The 19,589-nt window shown below is 58.8% G+C and carries 16 protein-coding genes, 2 rRNA genes and 1 riboswitch (1 of these 19 cut by a window edge); of the genes, 10 read left to right on the forward strand and 8 right to left on the reverse strand.

Features of this window, described 5'->3' with window-relative positions; genetic code table 11:
• From I6L40_RS06015 to I6L40_RS06040, 6 genes are all read left to right on the forward strand, one after another.
• A 23S ribosomal RNA gene (locus I6L40_RS06015) occupies positions 1-1,638 on the forward strand; it begins 1,251 nt to the left of the window's first position.
• A gap of 82 nt (positions 1,639-1,720) precedes the next feature.
• Positions 1,721-1,835 (forward strand): 5S ribosomal RNA (gene rrf / locus I6L40_RS06020).
• Between the two features lie 304 nt (positions 1,836-2,139).
• A complete protein-coding gene (locus I6L40_RS06025; protein ID WP_042031835.1) occupies positions 2,140-2,589 on the forward strand; it encodes a pullulanase in 450 nt (149 codons plus the stop codon).
• Between the two features lie 211 nt (positions 2,590-2,800).
• Positions 2,801-4,948 (forward strand): adenosylcobalamin-dependent ribonucleoside-diphosphate reductase, encoded by a 2,148-nt coding sequence (locus I6L40_RS06030; protein ID WP_216995131.1) that lies wholly within the window; start codon positions 2,801-2,803, stop codon positions 4,946-4,948.
• Between the two features lie 10 nt (positions 4,949-4,958).
• Positions 4,959-5,642: an NrdJb gene (locus I6L40_RS06035; protein ID WP_216952897.1), complete on the forward strand. Its 684-nt coding sequence runs from the start codon at positions 4,959-4,961 to the stop codon at positions 5,640-5,642.
• 205 nt (positions 5,643-5,847) lie between these two features.
• Positions 5,848-7,218 (forward strand): PhoH family protein, encoded by a 1,371-nt coding sequence (locus I6L40_RS06040; RefSeq protein WP_216995132.1) that lies wholly within the window; start codon positions 5,848-5,850, stop codon positions 7,216-7,218.
• A gap of 80 nt (positions 7,219-7,298) precedes the next feature.
• Here the strand turns inward: I6L40_RS06040 and thiQ are convergent, their stop codons facing one another.
• The 3 genes from thiQ to thiB are packed head-to-tail and all read right to left on the reverse strand — an operon-like array spanning position 7,299 to position 10,580.
• Complete coding sequence (thiQ, locus tag I6L40_RS06045) at positions 7,299-7,994, reverse strand: thiamine ABC transporter ATP-binding protein (protein WP_124241428.1); 696 nt, start codon at positions 7,992-7,994, stop codon at positions 7,299-7,301.
• The gene (gene thiP / locus I6L40_RS06050; protein ID WP_216995411.1) at positions 7,981-9,603 is read right to left on the reverse strand and encodes a thiamine/thiamine pyrophosphate ABC transporter permease; all 1,623 of its coding nucleotides are present in this window, start codon (positions 9,601-9,603) and stop codon (positions 7,981-7,983) included. Before thiP ends, thiQ begins: the two co-directional genes overlap by 14 nt.
• Positions 9,600-10,580: a thiamine ABC transporter substrate binding subunit gene (gene thiB, locus I6L40_RS06055; RefSeq protein WP_216995133.1), complete on the reverse strand. Its 981-nt coding sequence runs from the start codon at positions 10,578-10,580 to the stop codon at positions 9,600-9,602. Before thiB ends, thiP begins: the two co-directional genes overlap by 4 nt.
• A gap of 47 nt (positions 10,581-10,627) precedes the next feature.
• Positions 10,628-10,718, reverse strand: a riboswitch (TPP riboswitch).
• 89 nt (positions 10,719-10,807) lie between these two features.
• Between thiB and I6L40_RS06060 the strand changes: the two genes are divergently transcribed.
• Positions 10,808-11,098 (forward strand): PilZ domain-containing protein, encoded by a 291-nt coding sequence (locus I6L40_RS06060; protein WP_041210374.1) that lies wholly within the window; start codon positions 10,808-10,810, stop codon positions 11,096-11,098.
• Here I6L40_RS06060 and I6L40_RS06065 read toward each other — a convergent pair.
• The 5 genes from I6L40_RS06065 to leuA form a co-directional block, all read right to left on the reverse strand.
• Positions 11,083-12,009, reverse strand: a complete 927-nt coding sequence (locus I6L40_RS06065) for a transglutaminase domain-containing protein (RefSeq protein WP_216995134.1) — start codon at positions 12,007-12,009, stop codon at positions 11,083-11,085. The genes I6L40_RS06060 and I6L40_RS06065 overlap by 16 nt on opposite strands.
• A 118-nt stretch (positions 12,010-12,127) precedes the next feature.
• A complete protein-coding gene (leuD, locus tag I6L40_RS06070) occupies positions 12,128-12,727 on the reverse strand; it encodes a 3-isopropylmalate dehydratase small subunit (protein WP_216995135.1) in 600 nt (199 codons plus the stop codon).
• A gap of 12 nt (positions 12,728-12,739) precedes the next feature.
• Complete coding sequence (leuC, locus tag I6L40_RS06075) at positions 12,740-14,137, reverse strand: 3-isopropylmalate dehydratase large subunit (protein WP_216995136.1); 1,398 nt, start codon at positions 14,135-14,137, stop codon at positions 12,740-12,742.
• A 33-nt stretch (positions 14,138-14,170) separates the two neighbouring features.
• Complete coding sequence (leuB, locus tag I6L40_RS06080) at positions 14,171-15,256, reverse strand: 3-isopropylmalate dehydrogenase (protein ID WP_071914388.1); 1,086 nt, start codon at positions 15,254-15,256, stop codon at positions 14,171-14,173.
• Positions 15,253-16,815: a 2-isopropylmalate synthase gene (gene leuA / locus I6L40_RS06085; RefSeq protein ID WP_071914389.1), complete on the reverse strand. Its 1,563-nt coding sequence runs from the start codon at positions 16,813-16,815 to the stop codon at positions 15,253-15,255. The genes leuB and leuA overlap by 4 nt, the downstream gene beginning before the upstream one ends.
• 408 nt (positions 16,816-17,223) lie before the next feature.
• On the opposite strand from leuA, the gene I6L40_RS06090 reads away from it, so the two are divergent.
• From I6L40_RS06090 to I6L40_RS06100, 3 genes are all read left to right on the forward strand, one after another.
• Positions 17,224-17,844: a TetR/AcrR family transcriptional regulator gene (locus I6L40_RS06090; protein WP_033114941.1), complete on the forward strand. Its 621-nt coding sequence runs from the start codon at positions 17,224-17,226 to the stop codon at positions 17,842-17,844.
• Positions 17,845-17,970: 126 nt separating this feature from the next.
• Complete coding sequence (locus I6L40_RS06095; RefSeq protein ID WP_216995137.1) at positions 17,971-18,474, forward strand: phosphatase PAP2 family protein; 504 nt, start codon at positions 17,971-17,973, stop codon at positions 18,472-18,474.
• Positions 18,471-19,580 (forward strand): MJ1255/VC2487 family glycosyltransferase, encoded by a 1,110-nt coding sequence (locus tag I6L40_RS06100; RefSeq protein ID WP_071914393.1) that lies wholly within the window; start codon positions 18,471-18,473, stop codon positions 19,578-19,580. Before I6L40_RS06095 ends, I6L40_RS06100 begins: the two co-directional genes overlap by 4 nt.
• Positions 19,581-19,589 lie beyond the last annotated feature (9 nt).

The raw sequence follows: 19,589 nt of genomic DNA on the forward strand, positions 1-19,589 counted from the left end.
GTAACGATAAAGGGGGTGAAAAGCCTCCTCGCCGGAAGACCAAGGGTTCCTGTCCAACGTTAATCGGGGCAGGGTGAGTCGACCCCTAAGGTGAGGCCGAAAGGCGTAATCGATGGGAAGCAGGTTAATATTCCTGCACGACTTGTAATTGCGATGGGGGGACGGAGAAGGCTAGGTGGGCCAGGCGACGGTTGTCCTGGTGAAAGTGCGTAGGCGGTACCTTTAGGTAAATCCGGAGGTGCAACGCTGAGACACGAGACGAACGCACTACGGTGCGGAAGCCATTGATGCCCTGCTTCCAGGAAAAGCCTCTAAGCTTCAGATTACAAGTCATCGTACCCCAAACCGACACAGGTGGTCGGGTAGAGAATACCAAGGCGCTTGAGAGAACTCGGGTGAAGGAACTAGGCAAAATAGTACCGTAACTTCGGGAGAAGGTACGCTCTTGTTGGTGAAGTCCCTTGCGGATGGAGCTGACGGGAGTCGCAGTGACCAGATGGCTGGGACTGTTTATCAAAAACACAGCACTCTGCAAACACGAAAGTGGACGTATAGGGTGTGACACCTGCCCGGTGCCGGAAGGTTAATTGATGGGGTTAGCGCAAGCGAAGCTCTTGATCGAAGCCCCGGTAAACGGCGGCCGTAACTATAACGGTCCTAAGGTAGCGAAATTCCTTGTCGGGTAAGTTCCGACCTGCACGAATGGTGTAACCATGGCCATGCTGTCTCCACCCGAGACTCAGTGAAATCGAATTCGCCGTGAAGATGCGGTGTACCCGCGGCTAGACGGAAAGACCCCGTGAACCTTTACTACAGCTTGGCACTGAACATTGAACCTACATGTGTAGGATAGGTGGGAGGCTTTGAAGGCGTGACGCCAGTTGCGCTGGAGCCGTCCTTGAAATACCACCCTTGTATGTTTGATGTTCTAACGCAGGCCCATGAATCTGGGCCGCGGACAGTGCCTGGTGGGTAGTTTGACTGGGGCGGTCTCCTCCCAAAGAGTAACGGAGGAGCACGAAGGTTGGCTAATCCTGGTCGGACATCAGGAGGTTAGTGCAATGGCATAAGCCAGCTTAACTGCGAGACGGACAGGTCGAGCAGGTACGAAAGTAGGTCATAGTGATCCGGTGGTTCTGAATGGAAGGGCCATCGCTCAACGGATAAAAGGTACTCCGGGGATAACAGGCTGATACCGCCCAAGAGTTCATATCGACGGCGGTGTTTGGCACCTCGATGTCGGCTCATCACATCCTGGGGCTGAAGTCGGTCCCAAGGGTATGGCTGTTCGCCATTTAAAGTGGTACGCGAGCTGGGTTCAGAACGTCGTGAGACAGTTCGGTCCCTATCTGCCGTGGGCGTTGGATGATTGAAGGGAGTTGCTCCTAGTACGAGAGGACCGGAGTGAACGAACCTCTGGTGTTCGGGTTGTCACGCCAGTGGCACTGCCCGGTAGCTAAGTTCGGAATCGATAACCGCTGAAAGCATCTAAGCGGGAAGCGAGCCCTGAGATGAGTCATCCCTGACCCCTTGAGGGTCCTAAAGGGCCGTTGGAGACCACAACGTTGATAGGTGGGGTGTGTAAGCGCGGCGACGTGTTGAGCTAACCCATACTAATTACCCGTGTGGCTTAACCATACAACACCCAAGAAGTGTTCTAAGGCTTGTAGCAAATACGAACGAATTACTTACGTCAGCTTTCTCAGATTGAAGATTTTTGCCTGGCGGCAATAGCGCCGTGGAACCACCTGATCCCATGCCGAACTCAGAAGTGAAACGCGGTAGCGCCGATGGTAGTGTGGCATTCGCCATGCGAGAGTAGGACACTGCCAGGCACCCAATTTCAGAACCCCGCTCATCGAGCGGGGTTTTTTATTGCCTGAAAATTACGCATCCTCCCTGAAATCCTCTATTTCTACTAATCCATTCAATCGCTTCACTTTTTAGTCCTTCTCTATTCAATTTTGTCGCACCAAAACCGGAGTGATCTTGCTCTCGTCTTTTGAGTTGCCCGCCGGAATCTGGGCATAAAAAGTACAGAATGTGATGATTCTACCTTTCTTGTGATTCCCGCTCTGTTTTAATGCTTTCGTCCACACGGATGGACCAAGGAATCACAATAAATTAAGGAATAGAGAAATGTTCAAAAGAACAGTAACGATGATACTGGCGGCGGGAACCCTAGTATTAGGTGGTTGTGCATCCCACGGTGGAGCAGAGCAGGCTACTGACAATAGCGATTTTGGTGGCAAGTCCATCTATCTGCGCGGTGAGATGAACGACTGGATGGCGACCGATGCGAGCAAGGTGGTCAAGGTAGCCGACAAACTCTACATGGCGAAAGGCACCCTCAAGAAAGAGTGGGCCCCCTACAAGTTCAAGTTTGCTGACTCCGGTTGGAGCTGTGGCACCAACTTTGGCTACAAGAGCCCGAGCGATGGCGTTGCCGTACTCGGTGGCGAGGCGGTGCCGGTCAATCCCTGTTCCAAATATGAGGATATGAAGTTCTCACCGGATGCTGACGGGGTTTATGAGTTCTATCTGAATATGGCGGGTGATACGCCGACCGTTTACGTCAAGAAGCCCTGATCCATGTCTGAGTGTTAAATCTCTCAGTAAATTAATCAGTTAAGTGCCCTGGCGCAGAAACCTGCTGGCCGGGGCATTTTTTTAGGATAGAATCTGCGCCCTCATGGCAGCATCACCACTATATATTGTGTTGTTTTTTTTTAATGGTGCTATTGGTTGTGTTTTCTACTACTGTCATGACGTTGATGCATTCATATAAGGTTGATTGAAAATGGCTAAATCCAACCCGGTGCTGGAGAGCGAAGCTGGCTCCCGCCTCATTCCCCTCCAGGAAACGTCCCTCGAGATCTGGGATAGCAAATATCGCCTAAAGAGCAAGGATGGACATCCTGTCGATGGCACTATCGACGAGACCTACCAGCGCGTTGCTCGGGCGCTGGCGGAGCAGGAGCTGGAACCGGAAGCCTGGTATGAGCCTTTCCTGTGGGCTCTGCGCAATGGTGCCATTCCGGCGGGCCGGATCACCTCCAACGCCGGGGCTTTTGAGCACAAGCCTGCCACTTCGACCATCAACTGTACCGTTTCCGGCACCATCGAAGATTCGATGGATGATATTCTCGGCAAGGTGCACGAGGCGGGGCTGACCCTGAAGGCTGGCTGCGGCATCGGCTATGACTTCTCGACCCTGCGCCCACGCGGTGCTTTTGTCTCCGGTGCCGGTGCTTACACCTCAGGTCCGCTCTCGTTCATGGATATCTACGACAAGATGTGTTTCACCGTCTCGTCAGCCGGTGGCCGTCGTGGCGCCCAGATGGGCACCATGGATATCCGTCATCCTGATGTGATCGAGTTTATTCAGGCCAAGCGCGAAGATGGCCGTCTGCGCCAGTTCAACCTATCCCTGCTGATCACCGAAGATTTCGTCAAGGCAGTGAAAGAGGATGCGCCCTGGTCGCTGATCTTCCCCTACACCGCCAAAGAGGTGGAGCAGGATGGCATTGCGCTGGACGATCCTGCGCAGGTGCTCTGGGCTGACTGGCCCAACAAGGAGGGGGTTGTCTTTAACGAGCTGGGGCAGGTTGCCTGCAAGGTCTACAAGACCCTGCCGGCTCGCAAGCTCTGGAACGTCATCATGACCTCCACCTATGACTATGCAGAGCCCGGTTTCATCCTGATCGACAAGGTCAACCAGATGAACAACAACTGGTTCTGTGAGGAGATCCGCGCGACTAACCCCTGTGGTGAGCAGCCTTTGCCTCCTTATGGCGCCTGCCTGCTGGGTTCGGTCAACCTGACCCGCTTCGTTCGCGATCCCTTCACCGACAAGGCGGCCTTCGACTGGACCGCATTTCGCAAGGTAGTGGCCATCTTTACCCGCATGCTCGACAACGTGGTGGAGATCAATCAGCTGCCGCTGGCCAAGCAGCGCGAGGAGATCATCAACAAGCGCCGGCATGGCATGGGCTTCCTCGGGCTTGGCTCGACCCTGACCATGCTGCAGATCAAGTACGGTTCTGCCGCGTCCGTCGCCTTTACCGAGCAGGTATCCCAGGAGCTGGCGATGACCGGCTGGCAGGAGTCCCTGCGTCTGGCCAAGGAGAAAGGCTCTGCCCCCATCATGGAGCAGGAGTTTGAAGTGACTGGCAAGATGCTGCGTCTGCGCCCGGAGATGGCGGCTGATGGCATCAAGGTGGGTGACAAGGTGAAGGGCAAGGTGTTGCATGCGCGCTACAGCCGCTATATGCAACAGGTTGCCGAAGTGGATCCTGCGCTGGTCGCCGAGCTGGCCGAAGTGGGTGGGCGTTTCACTCACCACAGCAGTATTGCGCCCACCGGCACCATCTCTCTGTCACTGGCCAACAACGCCAGCAATGGCATCGAGCCGAGCTTTGCCCACCACTACAGCCGCAACGTTATCAAGACGGGCAAGAAGAGCAAGGAGAGCGTGGATGTCTACTCCTTCGAGCTGCTGGCCTATCGCGAGCTGGTGAACCCGTCCGCCATGCCCTATGCCGATGATGAGGCGAGCCGTCTGCCGGACTACTTCATTACTGCTGATGACATCAGCCCGGCGCAGCATGTGGACATTCAGGCGGCGGCCCAGCGCTGGATCGACTCCTCCATCTCCAAGACTGCCAACGTGCCGACTGATTTCCCGTTCGAGCAGTTCAAGGACATCTACATGTATGCCTCGGACTCCGGCCTCAAGGGCTGCACCACCTTCCGCTTCAATCCGGAGGCCTTCCAGGGGGTACTGGTGAAGGAGAAGGATCTGGAGAACACCCTGTACGATTTCACCCTGGAGGATGGCACCGTCATCTCCGTCAAGGGGAACGAAGAGATTGAATACGATGGTGAGCTGCACACTGCCGCCAACCTCTACGACGCCTTGAAAGAAGGCTATTACGGTAAATTCTGAGAACGACATTATGGTCAAAAAGATCGACAAGAAAATCGTCGCCTACAAGGTGCGTACCAAGGATGAGCCGCAAGAAGAGCTGTCCCCGCAGGATGACGTGGTGCACATGCACGAAACCGTGCTGCGCCCGGAGCGATTGATGGGCACCACCTACAAGCTGAAGACGCCGGAGCATGTCTCCGAGCACTCGCTGTTCATCACTATCAACGACATCATTCTCAACGAGGGTACTGTTCACGAAACCCGCCGCCCGTTCGAGATTTTCATTAACTCAAAGAGCCTGGAACACTACCAGTGGATCGTTGCGCTGACCCGCATTATCTCCGCCGTATTCCGTAAAGGTGGGGATGTCACCTTTCTGGTGGAGGAGCTGCGCTCGGTGTTTGATCCTAAGGGCGGATACTGGAACAAGGGCAAGTACGTTCCATCGCTGATCGCCGAAATTGGCAACGTGATCGAGAGCCATCTCACCGAGATCGGCATGCTCAAGGCTCCGGGACTGGACGAGCATCAGCAGGCGTTTCTGGCCGAGAAACAGGCTGAATTGAAAGCCGCTCAGGAGGCCGAAGAGCAACAGGCTGGCAGCGGTTTCCCGGCCAATGCGGCGCTCTGCTACAAGTGCCATACCAAGGCGCTGGTGCTTAAGGATGGCTGCATGACTTGCCTCAATTGTGGCGACTCCAAATGTGGTTAATCCGCTAGATAAATAAAAAGACCGGCCCGATGGCCGGTTTTTTATTGCTGCTTTTCTGTTCGAGCGAGTCTGGTGCTGCAAGTCATTTGTTGCGTGATGGTAAAATCGGGCGTAGCGTTGAAGGTAATAAAACTGTCACGGCCGTGTGGTTTCAATGACATCCGAGATTCACACACGTGGCCCTTCAGTGCCAAGGAGGATGCTTATGGACAATACGGACCGAAAGCTGTTTATCCTGGATACCAACGTTCTGCTTCACGAACCCCTCGCTATCTACTCCTTCAAAGAGCACGACGTGCTCATCCCCATGACGGTGCTGGAAGAGCTCGACAACATCAAGGATCGCCACAAGGATGTCAGCCGCGACGCGCGGGTAGCCATCCGTGCGCTGGAAGATGTGTTCCGCGATGCGACTCCGGAGCAGATTGCGCAAGGAGTACCGCTGGCCGGCGAAGCGAGCGGCCATATCTGCATCTTCAGCGATCACCATCTGCCGCAGGATGCCGAGGTGTTCACCGACAAGGAGGCCGACAACCGCATCATCAACGCGGCCCTCTATCTGCAGAAGCATGAGTTGAAGCGTCAGGTGGTGCTGGTCACCAAAGACATCAACATGCGCCTCAAAGCCAAAGGGGCCGGTCTTGCCCACGTCGAGGATTATCGCAGCGACCAGCTGATCGACGATATCCGCCTGTTGGCCAAGGGTTTTCAGGTGGTGCCCGGCAGCTTCTGGGAGCGCGTCGGCGAGTGTGAGAGCGAGACCCATGGCCGCGACACCATCCATGTGATCGATGCCAATCTGATCGAAGGGGTTCACGTAAACCAGTATCTGGTGGATGAAGAGAATTTCTTTGCCGCCCGGGTGCTCAGCCACGATGGCCAGAAGATCCGCATCAAGGATCTGGGCCGTGAGCGACTGATGTCCCGCAAGGCGTGGGGTGTACATCCCAAGAACGTCTATCAGGGGATGGCGCTGGATGCACTGCTGGATCCGCACATAGATCTGGTGATCCTGACCGGCCCGGCCGGTTGCGGCAAAACCTTGCTGGCGATGGCTGCCGCGCTGGAGCTGGTGATCGAGAAGGGGATCTACGAGAAGGTGATCGTCACTCGAAATACCCCGGAAATTGCCGAGAGCATCGGCTTCCTGCCCGGTACCGAGGAGGAGAAGATGATGCCTTGGCTGGCGGCGGTAACCGACACCCTGGAGGTGCTGCACAAGCAGGATGAGAACATGAGCGGCTCGCTCAGTTACATCATGGAGAAGGCCAATATCCAGTTCAAATCGGTCAACTTCATGCGCGGGCGCAGTATTCAGAACACTTTCGTGCTGCTGGATGAGTGTCAGAACCTGACCGCATCCCAGATCAAGACCATCATTACCCGTTGCGGGGAGGGAACCAAGATCGTCTGCTCTGGCAACCTGGCCCAAATCGACTCCAACTACCTGAGCCCGGTGACCTCGGGTCTGACCTACATAGTCGAGCGTTTCAAGGATTTCGACGGCAGTGCCAACATCTTCCTCAACGGGGTGGTACGCAGCCGACTAGCTTCGTTCGCCGAGGAGAACCTCTGATTTCACCCGATATGTTTGCATTAAAAGGGGAGGCCAATCGGCCTCCCCTTTTTGATCCCGGTGCAGTCTTGTGCCAAGGGCTATTGACCCAGATAGCGCAGCAGCCCCGGGTGGTTGCTGTTTTGCAGAATATCCGGCTTTCCCTGCAGGGCGATGCGGCCCTCGTCTACAAAGAGCACCTGATCGGCAATCAGCTGGGCATCTTCCGGATTGTGGGAGACCATCAGTACGGTAATGCCCTGCTCGCAGGCGAGGCGGGCCACTTCGGCCAGCATCTCCCGACGCAGGGCCGGATCGAGGGCCGAGAAGGGTTCATCCAGCAGCAGCAGTGGTTTGCCCCGCACCAGTGCACGGGCCAGCCCGACCCGCTGCTGCTGGCCGCCGGAGAGCTGTTCAGGCAGGCGGCTTAGCATCTCGCCGAGGCCAACCCGCGCGGCTGCATCGATCACCTGTGCCCGCTGGGCTGCACTCAGGCGCAGACCCGGGTGCAAGCCGATGGCGATATTGTCGAACACCGACAGGTGCAGGAACAGGTTGTGATCCTGAAACAGGGTTGTGACTGGTCGCTCGGCCGGGCCCAGCGGTAACAGATCTTCGCCATCGAAGCTGAGGCTGCCTGACTCCACCGGCACGAAACCGGCGATCATCCCGAGCAGGGTCGACTTGCCTGCGCCGCTTGGGCCAATCAGTGCGGTGATCTCCCCCTTGGGCAGCTTCGCACTGAAGCTGACGCGCCAGTCGGGGTAGCTGGTCACCAGCGTATCAATGTTCAGCATGTTTTCCTCCAAGCCCCCGTTCCACCAGCCAGAACAGGGAGAAACAGAGTGTCAGCAGCAGCAGGGCGGTGGCGGCCGCCTCGGTCAGCCGGTAACTGCCGAGCTGCTGGTAGAGCAGCCAGGGCAGGGTGGTGAGCTCCTGGTTGCCAAACATGGCGATGGCGCCAAGATCCCCCAAGGAGAGGATCATCGACAGTGCCATCGCCAACGCCAACGGACGGCGCAGCCGCGGCCACTCCACCAGCCGCAGACGATGCAGGCCGCGTACCCCCAGGCTGTCCGCCAGCCGGTCATACTGGCGCACCACCAGCTGCATGGGGGCGGAGAGGGTGCGCAGCACATAGGGTAGTGCCATCAGGGAGTTGACCAGCACTACCAGCCAGGGGCCGAGGGCGAACACGTCGGCAAAGGGCATAAACAGGATGAACAGGCCGGTAGAGAGCACCACGGCCGGGATCATCAGGATCACCGAACCGCTGGCCTCCCACAGGGCGGCAGCCCGTCGCTTGCGAGCCCGTACCCGCAGATGACGGCTGGTGAGCAGCAGTGCGCCACCGAGCAGGGTGGCAAAGGCTCCGGCTGCCAATGCAATCAACAGCGACTGGCCGCTCGCCTGCCACAGCTTGGCGGAAGTGAGCGCCGTCAGCAGGCCGGGGTGGAGGCCGGCGACGACGATGGCCAGCAGCGGTGGCAGAAAGATGGCGAGGCCGATACAGAGCGAGAAGAGATCCACCACGGCCGTGCCCGGCTGATGGCGATCCGGCCGCAGACAGGGATGACGGGGTGTCACCCGACTGGCCGGGGTAGTCTGCAGCTTGTGCTGCAGGAGCAGCAGGGTGGCGGTCAGGATGAGCTGCACCAGCGCCAATCCGCCAGCGGTGGCGAGATCGAAATCAAAGCGCAGTGCCTGATAGACGGCCACCTCGAGGGTGGTCGATTTGGGGCCGCCGCCCAGCGCCAGCACGGTAGTGAAGCTGGTGAAGCAGAGCATAAAGATGAGGCTGGCCAGCCCGGGCAATATGCCGCGAATGAGCGGCCACTCCAGCAGCCGGAAGATATGGGATGAGCGCATGCCGAGCTGGCTGGCGAGGCGCCAGCTCGATTCGGGGATACTCTCGATGCTCTGCAGGATGAGACGTGCCGCCAGCGGCATGTTGAAGAAGACATGGGCCAGCAGAATTCCGAACAGGCCGTAGAGATAGTTGCCGGGATCCAGCCCCAAGCTGCGCAGCAGTTGCGGCAGCCACCCCTGTTTGCCATGAACCGCCACGATGCCGAAGATAGCGATGATGACCGGCAGTACCAGCGAGAGACCGAACAGCTTGATCAGCAGGGTTCGGCCAATGAAGCGGCGCCGTGCCAGCGCGCGGGCCACCGGAATGGCGAGCCCCAGGCTCAGCAGGGTGGAGAGCAGCGCCTGCCAGAGGCTGAAGCCCAGCACATGGCGCAGATAGGGGTCTGCCAGCAAAGTGCGCGGCGCCAGCGAACCGGCCTGCCACAGCAGGGCCGCCAGCGGCCCGAGGGATAACAGCAGGATCAGCAGTGTGGCTGCACTGCCCGGCAGCCACCAGAGGGGGCGATCCTGTTGCTTCAGCGCGAGCTGGCTCACGGGGCGACGGCTTGCAGCCACTCGCGGATCCACCCTTTGCGATTGGTGGCTACCTCATCGGCACTGAAGGCGAGCGGCTTGGCTACAGTGATCATCTGCTCGAAGCCCTTGGGCAGCGGCGTGTCGATAACCGGATACATCCAGTTGCCGGTCGGGATCTCGTTCTGGAAGGCGGGGCTCACCATAAACTGCAGGAACTGGTCAGCCAGCTTCTCCTGTTTGGCGCTCTTTAGCTTGGCGGCTACTTCTACCTGACGGTAATGACCCTCCTCAAACGCCGCCGCCTGATACTGGGGCTTGTTCTCGGCAATAAGGTGGTAAGCGGGGGAGGTGGTGTAGGAGAGCACCATGTCCGCTTCGCCATCGAGGAACATGCCATAGGCCTCGGACCACCCCTTGGTGACGGTGACTGCCTTCTTGGCAAGCGTGGCCCAGGCTTCAGGAGCCTTGTCACCGTAGACAGACTTCATCCACAGCATCAACCCCTGCCCCGGGGTAGAGGTGCGGGGATCCTGATAGATCACCTTGAGATCGGGGCGCTCCACCAGCTCTTTCAGGCTTTTGGGCGGCTGCTTGAGTTTCTCCTTGTCATAGACGAAGGCGAAGTAGCCGTAGTCGTAGGGGACAAAGGTGTCATCCTGCCAGCCACCCGGCACCTTGATGCCGTCGAGCTTGGCGGGATGGGGGGCGAACAGGCCGCTCTGCTTGGCTTCACTGATGAGAGCATCATCCAGCCCCAGCACCAGATCGGCCTTGCTGTGGTTGCCTTCCAGCCGCAACCGGTTGAGGATGGCGACGCCATCTTCGAGGGGAACCAGATTGAGGGTACAGCCGCACTCCTTCTCGAAGGCTTGCTTGATCTTGGGACCGGGTCCCCAGTCGGCAGTGAAGGAGCTGTAGGTGTAGACGGTGAGGGTATCGGCGGCAAAGGCCTGAGCCGAGAGCAGGCTGGTGGCGACCAGTAGCAGGGTTTTCATCAAGGGCACTCCATTATGAGGTGCCAGCGGATGAGGGCGCAAAAAATGAGCGCCGTGCCTCAAATTCCTCCGCCAGCATTATCTGGATCAGGTTCACGGGTATAATCTCAGCGGTAAACCGCACCCCGTTTGAGAAACGCACCGCATTGTATTAACGTTCTTTTGGGTAGACCAGCACAATTGTGCGCTGCTCATGAGATGATTCCCACTCAACAGAGGATCTTCGCGTGCTTACCAGTACCAAGGAAAGACGTGCCTTTGCACGTATGGTTATCAATGCTCCGGTTACCGTCTATCAGCAGCATCAGGTACTGGAGGGCATCTGTCGGGATCTCAGTGCCAACGGCATGGGGATCTCGGTGGCGGAACACCAGCTTGATACAACCCAGCCGATCCGGATCAGCCTCGCAACCAACAACAACCTGCTTCCCCCTTTCGAAGCCCATGCCCGGATCATTCGGGTGTTGGAGGAGGAGACCGGATTGCTGCTGGCGGTAGAGTTTCAGCCTTTGGGCTGAACCGGTTGCACACTCAACTGCTTGCCATCGACCAGCGTTTTGCTGGTCGATGCTATTTGGCCAGCCGGTAATGCGGCAGGGCCGGTAGGTTCTAGCAGCAGATAGGATTGTCCCTGCCAGCTGATGGTGGCATCACCCGGTTTGGCGGGCAGGTCGACCGCCAGCATCGCGTGGCCTGGGATAAAGACCATGGCCTGTTTCAATTCGGGAAAGAGCTGGGCCAGCATGGCGGCCATCAGGGTCACCTTGCTGTCGCAATCGCCTCGGTTCTGTTCCAGTACCTGACGGGGAGTGAGAAACCCCTTGCCCTGCCGTCCGTTCAGACTGTCCAGCTGTTTGTAGGGGATGCTCTGGATAAAGGCGAGCATCTCGGCCACGGTTTTCTGACGCGCTTCCGGCTCGCTGCTCCCCTGCTGTTTCAACTGCTCAGCCAGCGGCGCCACCGTGCTGCGGCTCTCCAACGCAATCCGAACATGGTCCTGCTTCACCGCCAGCTGGCCATCCGGTGGAGTAAAGTACTGGAAGTAGTGTTTGGTCAGCCACGCCTGCTCCTCTTTGCCCCGTTGCGTTTCCAGCCAGGCCATGGCCTCTTTGGCTTTATCCTGATTGTGACTTTTCAGATGCAGCTCAAGGGAGGGGCGGGAGAGGGTAAACTGAACCTCGGGGTAGTTCTCGCGCACTCCGCGCAGCAGGGTCTGCAGTACCTCCTCTTCCATTCGCGCTGGACGATAGGCGATAAGGGGCGGCAGTTTGCCCTGCTCCAGCCGATAGGTGAGCTGGCGGGGTTTGCCAGCGCTGTCTTGCCAGCCGACATTGATCTGGCCGAGGCTGTTGGTGAAGTAGGTCTGGGCAGCTGCAACCGGCAGCGCCAGCAAAGTGCAGAGTAAAAATATCGCCGTCGTTCTCTTCATCGTCCTTATCCTGTCTTGAGGCCGCATCCCTGGCCTGTTGGTTGAAGCGCATTGGCGGAAATAAAAGAGGGAGCCGAAGCTCCCTGTTGATTCTACTCGTTTTTTTGCAACTGGCGCGTTAAATCCAGCTCGGCTGCTTCGCTTCAAAAGCGCTGATGGCGGCCTCGTGCTGCAGGGTCAGGCCGATGGCATCCAGCCCGTTGAGCAAGCAGTAACGGCGGAACTCGTCGATCTCGAAACCGAAGCTGAGCTCACCGGTGCGTACCTGATTCGCTTCCAGATCCACTTCAATCTGGATGCCCGGTTTGGCGGCCACCAGCTGGAACAGGGCATCGACCTCCTCCTCCTTCAGGCGCACCGGTACCATGCCATTGTTGATGGCGTTGCCGTAGAAAATGTCGGCAAAGCTCGGGGCTATGATGGTCTTGAAGCCGTAGTCGGCCAGCGCCCAGGGGGCGTGCTCGCGGCTCGAGCCACAGCCGAAGTTCTCGCGGGCCAGCAGGATGCTGGCACCGGCGAACTGCGATTGGTTCAGCACGAACTCGGGGTTGGGCTGCAGACCAGCATCGTCCAGGAAGCGCCAGTCGTGGAACAGGTGCTTGCCAAAACCGATGCGGTTGACCTTCTGCAGAAACTGCTTGGGAATGATGGCGTCGGTGTCGACGTTGGCGCTGTCGAGGGGGACGACGATCCCTTTATGCTGTTTGAATCCTGTCATCGCTGTTTCCTCTTACAGTGCGCGAATGTCGGCGAAGCGGCCGGTGACGGCGGCAGCAGCGGCCATGGCCGGGCTCACCAGATGAGTGCGGCCGGCGCGGCCCTGACGCCCTTCGAAGTTGCGGTTGCTGGTGGAGGCGCAGCGCTCCCCCGGTTGCAGCCGGTCGTTGTTCATGGCCAGACACATGGAGCAGCCGGGCAGGCGCCACTCAAAGCCCGCTTCGATGAAGATCTTGTCCAGACCCTCGGCTTCTGCCTGTGCCTTAACCTGCTCGGAGCCCGGCACCACCAGCGCTTGTACACCGGCTGCCACCTTGCGACCGCGAGCGATGGCGGCAGCGGCGCGCAGATCCTCAATGCGGCTGTTGGTACACGACCCGATGAACACCTTGTCGATGGCAACGTCGGAGAGTTTCTGGCCCGGCTGCAAGTCCATGTAGGCGAGCGCCTTGCGGGCGGACTGCTGCTCCATCAGGTCGTTGAAGGACTCCGGCGCCGGAATCGGTTCATTGACCGCAATCACCTGACCCGGGTTGGTGCCCCAGGTGACCTGCGGGGCGATGTCGGCAGCGTCCAGCACCACTTCGGCATCGAATCTGGCACCTTCGTCGCTCTTGAGGCTCTGCCAGTAGGCGATAGCCTGCTCCAGCGCCTCGCCTTTGGGAGCGAACTCCTTGCCACGGATGTAGTCGATGGTGGTCTGGTCGGGAGCAATCATGCCGGCCTTGGCGCCCAGCTCGATGGCCATGTTGCACACCGTCATCCGCCCTTCCATGGTGAGCCCTTCGATGGCTTCGCCAGCGAACTCCACCACGTAGCCAGTACCACCGGCATGGCCGACCTTGCCGATAATAGCCAGCACCACGTCCTTGGCGCTGATCCCCTCGGCCAGCTTGCCGTTGACCGAAATCCGCATGGTCTTGGCACGGCCCTGTTTCAGGGTCTGGGTGGCCATCACATGTTCCACCTCGGAGGTGCCGATACCGAACGCCAGTGAACCGAAGGCACCGTGAGTGGCGGTATGGGAGTCACCACAGACGATGGTGGTGCCGGGCAGGGTGATGCCAAGCTCGGGGCCCATCACATGGACGATCCCCTGATATTTGTGGTTGAGATCGTAGAGGCGAACCCCGAACTCCTTGCAGTTTTCAGCGAGAGTCTCCATTTGGATGCGGGCCATCTCGCCGGAGGCGGCGATGTCCTTGGTGGTGGTGGAGACGTTGTGATCCATGGTGGCCCAGGTCAGATCCGGACGGCGCAGCTGGCGGTTCATGGCGCGCAGGCCGTCAAATGCCTGCGGGCTGGTCACTTCATGTACCAGATGGCGGTCGATGTAGATGAGGGGCGTTTCCCCTTCCACTTCCCGGACCACGTGGGCGTCGAATACTTTCTGATAGAGGGTCTTGGCCATTGCTTCTCTCTTCCTTGTTATCTGTTCTTCAGCTCAGATCCGGGCGGCGATCTGGTCGCCCATGGTGGCTGTGCTCTGTACCGGATGGCGGGCGCTGGCCTGATGCAGATCGGCGGTGAAGTAACCTTCGGCCAGGGTCTGGGCCACGGCCTGCTCGATAGCCTGGGCGGCAGCTTCCTGACCCAGGCTGTAGCGCAGCATCAGGGCGGCGGAGAGGATCTGGGCGATGGGGTTGGCGATCCCTTTGCCTGCGATGTCTGGGGCCGAACCACCGGCCGGTTCGAACAGGCCGAAACCCGATTCGTTGAGGCTGGCAGAGGGGAGCAGCCCCATGGAGCCGGTGATCATGGCGCACTCGTCGGAGAGGATGTCACCGAACAGGTTGGAGCAGAGCAGCACGTCGAACTGGGAGGGATCCTTGATGAGCTGCATGGTGGCGTTGTCGATATACATATGATTCAGTTCGACGTCGGGATAATCCTTGGCCACTTGCGTCACCACCTCGCGCCACAGGATGGAGGAGGCGAGCACGTTGGCCTTGTCGATGGAGGTGACCTTGCCACGGCGCACGCGAGCCGACTCGAACGCAATCTTGGCGATGCGCTCGATTTCGAAACGGTGGTACACCTCGGTATCGAACGCCTTCTCGTTCGCCCCTTCACCCTCGCGCCCCTTGGGCTGGCCGAAGTAGATGCCGCCGGTCAGCTCGCGCACACAGGCGATGTCAAAACCGCGATCGGAGATATCGGCGCGCAGGGGTGAGAACTGCTCCAGACCGGTGTAGATGCGGGCCGGACGCAGGTTGCAGAACAGTTTGAAGTGAGCGCGCAGGGGCAGCAGGGCACCACGCTCCGGCTGATCATTAGGCGGCAGATGCTCCCATTTCGGGCCACCGACCGAGCCGAACAGCACGGCATCGGATGCTTCGCAACCCGCGATGGTGCTCTGCGGCAGCGGGGTGCCATGGTTGTCGATGGCAATACCGCCCACATCAAAGTGCTGATAGTCGAGGGAGAAGCCGAATTTTGCCTGTACTTTTGCCAGTACCTTGAGGGCCTCGGCCATCACTTCCGGGCCAATGCCGTCACCCGGCAATACTGCGATCCGATAACTGCTCATACTGTCTCCGTCTTGATTGTGTTATTGCGTTCCATCTGTTCGGCGACCTGATCGGCGCGCCAGATGCTGTTGATCACATGCAGCAGGGCATGGGCTGAAGATTCGATGATGTCGGTGGCGAGCCCCATGCCGTGGAATTTGCGCCCTTTGTACTCGGCGACGATATCGACCTGACCGAGAGCATCCTCCCCTTCGCCCTTGCTCTTGAGGGCATATTTGTCGATGCGGATCTCGTAGCCGGTGATGCGGTTGATGCACTGGTAGACCGCATCCACCGGACCGTTGCCGGTGGCGGCTTCACTCACCACCTCACCGCCCACCTTGAGCTTGACCGAGGCGGTCGCCATTACCGAGCTGCCGCTCTGTACCCCGAGGTACTCCAGCTTGAAGTGCTCCGGCTCCTCGTGGATCTGGCTGAAGAAGGCGAGCGCCTCCAGGTCGTAGTCGAACACCTGACCTTTCTTGTCGGCCAGGGTGAGGAACTTGGCGTAGAGATGGTCGAGGTCGTAGCTGCTCTCGGCGTAGCCCATGGATTCCATCCGGTGCTTGATGACGTGGCGGCCGGAGCGGGAGGTCATGTTGAGGTTGTTCTGGGTCAGGCCAATGCTCTCGGGGGTGATGATTTCATAGGTGTTTTTCGCCTTGAGCACGCCATCCTGATGGATGCCGGAGCTGTGGGAGAAGGCGTTGGCACCGACGATCGCCTTGTTGGGCTGCACCGGCATGTTGCAGAGCTGGCTGACGAGGGTGCTGGTGCGATGAATTTCGCTGTGGCGGATATTGGTGTGCACCCCGAGCAGGTCGGCGCGGGTTTTGAGGATCATCGCCACCTCTTCCAGCGAGCAGTTGCCGGCCCGCTCGCCGATACCGTTGATGGTGCACTCGATCTGGCGAGCTCCCATCTGCACTGCGCCGATGGAGTTGGCTACCGAGAGCCCCAGATCGTCGTGGCAGTGCACCGAGATGATGGCCTTGTCGATGTTTGGCACCCGGTTGAACAGGGTATGGATGATGCCGGAGAATTCGGTCGGCACCGTGTAGCCGACGGTATCCGGGATATTGATGGTGCGGGCGCCCGCCTTGATGGCGGCTTCCACCATGCGGCAGAGGTTATCGATGGGGGTGCGGCCTGCATCCTCGCAGGAGAACTCCACATCGTCGGTGTAGCGCAGCGCATGCTTGATGGCGCTGGTGCCCATCTCCAGCACATCCTCGAAGCTCTTTTTCAGCTTGCTCTCCACATGGATGGAGGAGGTGGAGATGAAGGTGTGGATGCGAAAGGCGTCGGCAACTCGCAAGGCCTCACCGGCGGCATCGATATCCTTGGGCAGGGCGCGGGCGAGGGCGCAGACCCGGCTGTTTTTGATGTGGCGGGCGATGGTCTGCACCGAGTGAAAATCGCCGGGAGAGGAGACCGGGAAGCCTACCTCCATGACGTCGACACCGAGCCGCTCCAGCGCCTGGGCAATCTGCAGCTTCTCCTTGACTGTCAAACTGGCCGCCAGGGCCTGCTCACCATCACGCAAGGTAGTATCGAATATGATGACCCGATCTGACATGTGACTTCCCTCTTCCTAAGTTCGGTGACGTGCATCCTGCGGCGGCATAAAAAAACCCGTGCAGGGTGCACGGGTTTTTGTAAATTCCGGCTATGCCTTAGCCCGGCTACAAGGATCCCGCGCGAGTTAACGCGATTAGGGAGATTAGTAGTAGCGGGGTGGCAATACGCATGACGTTGTTGTCCTTGCAGTCGATAACGCCTTTACCAATATCGAGATTTTTATGCTGTGTCAACACGCGCAGTCAGGGGAAATCTGCTGGGATATTTAATCGGATTGTAAAGGATTGCAAATTTCCTTGTCCCATATTCGGCCCATGACGGATTATCTGGTCATTCCTGCTGTGCTCTCTATCTCTGCACAACCAGATCGACTTATCAGCATTGGCTGAATTTTCTGAGGTGTTAAATGGAAAAACGTAGACCAGGTCGTCCGGTCGGACGTTCTGACATTCGTGACAAGTTGCTTGCTGCCGCCCGTGAGCGTTTTCTCAATACTCCCTATAGCAAGGTAACTACACGCGAAATCGCGGAGCTGGCTGGCTCCAACTTGGCGATGATCCACTACTACTTCGGCAGTAAAGAGGGTCTTTACAAGGCGGTACTGGGTGATGTGGCCGAGCCGCTTGACCATGCCTGGCAAGATGAACACAGCAACCACAGCCTCAACGAGCTGCTCAACACCTACTATCAGGTGATGGCGCCCAACAGCGAACTGACCTCCGCTATCTCCAGCGCATTGTCGACCGAGAAGAGCCCGGGGCGGGATTTTGTGCTGAGCCGCCTGCTGGAGCGTCAACTGCCGCAGTTCGACGCCCTGCTGGAAACCATGAAAACCAACGGCGAACTGGGTGACAATCTGGATCCCGAGATGCTGAAGATCTCCTTCCTCAGCATGATGTGGCAGCCGTTCGTGATGAAAGATCTTTACGAACAGGTATTTGGCCTGAAAGTGGACGAACAGTTCATGGCTCGTCTGGCGGATCACAACTGCCGCCTGATGGAGACCGGTTTGCGCGGCAATCACTGATAACCGCACAACCCATCGATTAAAAAGGGCCGTTTGGCCCTTTTTTCATAAATCTGTTACCCCCCGTTCAACACCCTGTCATCCCGCCTCCCTACTCTGCAACGAGATCTCGGGGAAGGAGGGGTTATGAACAAGATCCAGCAATGGGACCTGCAGGTATGCCGGGTCTGTCTGCTGCACACCTATAACCGGCAGCAAGCCAGGGTGAGTCGCCTTGTCTCCCGTACCGGTGACGGCCCGCTTTACGCTGTGCTGGCCGCCCTGCTCTGGTGGCAGGGGGAGAGTGAACGCGAGCTGGTGAAGCTGGCGCTGCTCGCCTTTGTCATCGAGTTGCCGCTCTATCTGCTGCTGAAAAACAGCCTGAAACGGCAACGGCCAGTCGGTTTGCCGGTTTTTATCACCCCTTCCGATCGTTACAGCCTTCCCTCCGGCCATACCGCCGCTGCCTTCTTGATGGCCACCATACTGGCGACCGGTTTTCCGCTCTGGGCGCCGCTGCTGTTTGGCTGGGCGGCGCTGGTGGGGGCATCCCGGTTGTTGCTCGGAGTTCACTACCTGAGCGATCTGGTGGCCGGCGCCCTGCTGGGTGGCGGCTGCGCTCTGATGGCCCTCTGCTGGAGTCAGGGATGAAGATACTCTTTGGCGTGCAAGGCACCGGCAACGGCCATATCAGCCGCAGCCGCACCTTGGCCAGGGCGCTGCGAGCAGCCGGGGTCGAGGTGGATTATCTTTTCAGCGGGCGACCCGCCGACCGCTACTTCGATATGGAGGAGTTCGGGGAGTACCGCACTTTTGCCGGGCTCACCTTTGTCAGTCATGAGGGGCGGGTCTCGCCGTGGCGTACCCTGCAGGCGGCGTCGCCGCTCACCTTCTGGCGGGATCTGCAAAGGCTCGACTGCCACGGATATGATTTGGTGGTGAGCGATTTTGAGCCGCTGACCGCCCATGCCGCCCGCCGCTGCGGCATCCCGAGCCTTACCGTCAGCCATCAGGCCAGCTTCAACTGGCCGATCCCCCGCTGGGGTGAGGATGGCTTGAGTCGCCAGCTGATGCGCCACTTTGCGCCGGTCAATCAGCCGCTCGGGCTGCACTGGTTTCACTTCGGCCAGCCGATTTTGCCACCGGTGATCGATCCTGTTCGGGTGATGCCGGATAACGGCGAGATCCTGGTTTATCTGCCGTTCGAGCAGACCGAGGCGATCGCCGCCCTGTTGTCGCGCTTTGGCCAGCAGCGCTTCGTCTGCTTTCACCCAGCCATTCGCAGCCCGAGCCAGTGGCGCAACCTGCGCTTCGAGCCCCCCTCGCGCCCCGCTTTTCTTACGGTGCTGGCAGGATGTCGCGGCGTCATCTCCAACGCCGGCTTCGAGCTCGCCTCCGAGGCGCTCAGTCTCGGCAAGAAGTTGCTGGTCAAGCCCCTTGGCGGCCAGTTCGAGCAGCTGACCAATGGCAAGACTCTGGAGATGATGGGGCTGGCGACCCTGATGGATTGCCTCGATGCCAATCTGGTGCGCAGCTGGCTCGACAGCGCCTCGCCGGGGATGGTCTGCTACCCCGATGTGGCGCGAGAGCTGGCCTGCTGGCTGGCTGCAGGGGCCGAGGAGAGCGTCTCCTCTCTGTCACGTCGGCTCTGGGGGAGGACGCTGTTTCCCGAAGAGGTGAGCGATCGCCTGAGCGAGCTGGAGGGTGGTGAAGGTTTGTCTGGCTGCTGGTTATCGCAAGTGAGCGCGGTTGACTAGACTGAAAGG

It is taken from the genome of Aeromonas sp. FDAARGOS 1410, assembly GCF_019048745.1.
Classification (GTDB): Bacteria; Pseudomonadota; Gammaproteobacteria; order Enterobacterales; family Aeromonadaceae; genus Aeromonas; species Aeromonas jandaei.

Bases quoted from the DNA above. Each gene is read 5' to 3' on its own strand.
- I6L40_RS06035 (WP_216952897.1), top strand. From the start codon at position 4,959: ATGGTCAAAAAGATCGACAAGAAAATCGTCGCCTACAAGGTGCGTACC.
- I6L40_RS06025 (WP_042031835.1), top strand. From the start codon at position 2,140: ATGTTCAAAAGAACAGTAACGATGATACTGGCGGCGGGAACCCTAGTA.
- leuB (WP_071914388.1), bottom strand. From the start codon at position 15,256: ATGAGCAGTTATCGGATCGCAGTATTGCCGGGTGACGGCATTGGCCCG.
- I6L40_RS06065 (WP_216995134.1), bottom strand. From the start codon at position 12,009: ATGAAGAGAACGACGGCGATATTTTTACTCTGCACTTTGCTGGCGCTG.
- thiB (WP_216995133.1), bottom strand. From the start codon at position 10,580: ATGAAAACCCTGCTACTGGTCGCCACCAGCCTGCTCTCGGCTCAGGCC.
- I6L40_RS06095 (WP_216995137.1), top strand. From the start codon at position 17,971: ATGAACAAGATCCAGCAATGGGACCTGCAGGTATGCCGGGTCTGTCTG.
- leuD (WP_216995135.1), bottom strand. From the start codon at position 12,727: ATGACAGGATTCAAACAGCATAAAGGGATCGTCGTCCCCCTCGACAGC.
- I6L40_RS06100 (WP_071914393.1), top strand. From the start codon at position 18,471: ATGAAGATACTCTTTGGCGTGCAAGGCACCGGCAACGGCCATATCAGC.
- leuC (WP_216995136.1), bottom strand. From the start codon at position 14,137: ATGGCCAAGACCCTCTATCAGAAAGTATTCGACGCCCACGTGGTCCGG.
- I6L40_RS06030 (WP_216995131.1), top strand. From the start codon at position 2,801: ATGGCTAAATCCAACCCGGTGCTGGAGAGCGAAGCTGGCTCCCGCCTC.
- I6L40_RS06040 (WP_216995132.1), top strand. From the start codon at position 5,848: ATGGACAATACGGACCGAAAGCTGTTTATCCTGGATACCAACGTTCTG.
- leuA (WP_071914389.1), bottom strand. From the start codon at position 16,815: ATGTCAGATCGGGTCATCATATTCGATACTACCTTGCGTGATGGTGAG.
- I6L40_RS06090 (WP_033114941.1), top strand. From the start codon at position 17,224: ATGGAAAAACGTAGACCAGGTCGTCCGGTCGGACGTTCTGACATTCGT.
- thiQ (WP_124241428.1), bottom strand. From the start codon at position 7,994: ATGCTGAACATTGATACGCTGGTGACCAGCTACCCCGACTGGCGCGTC.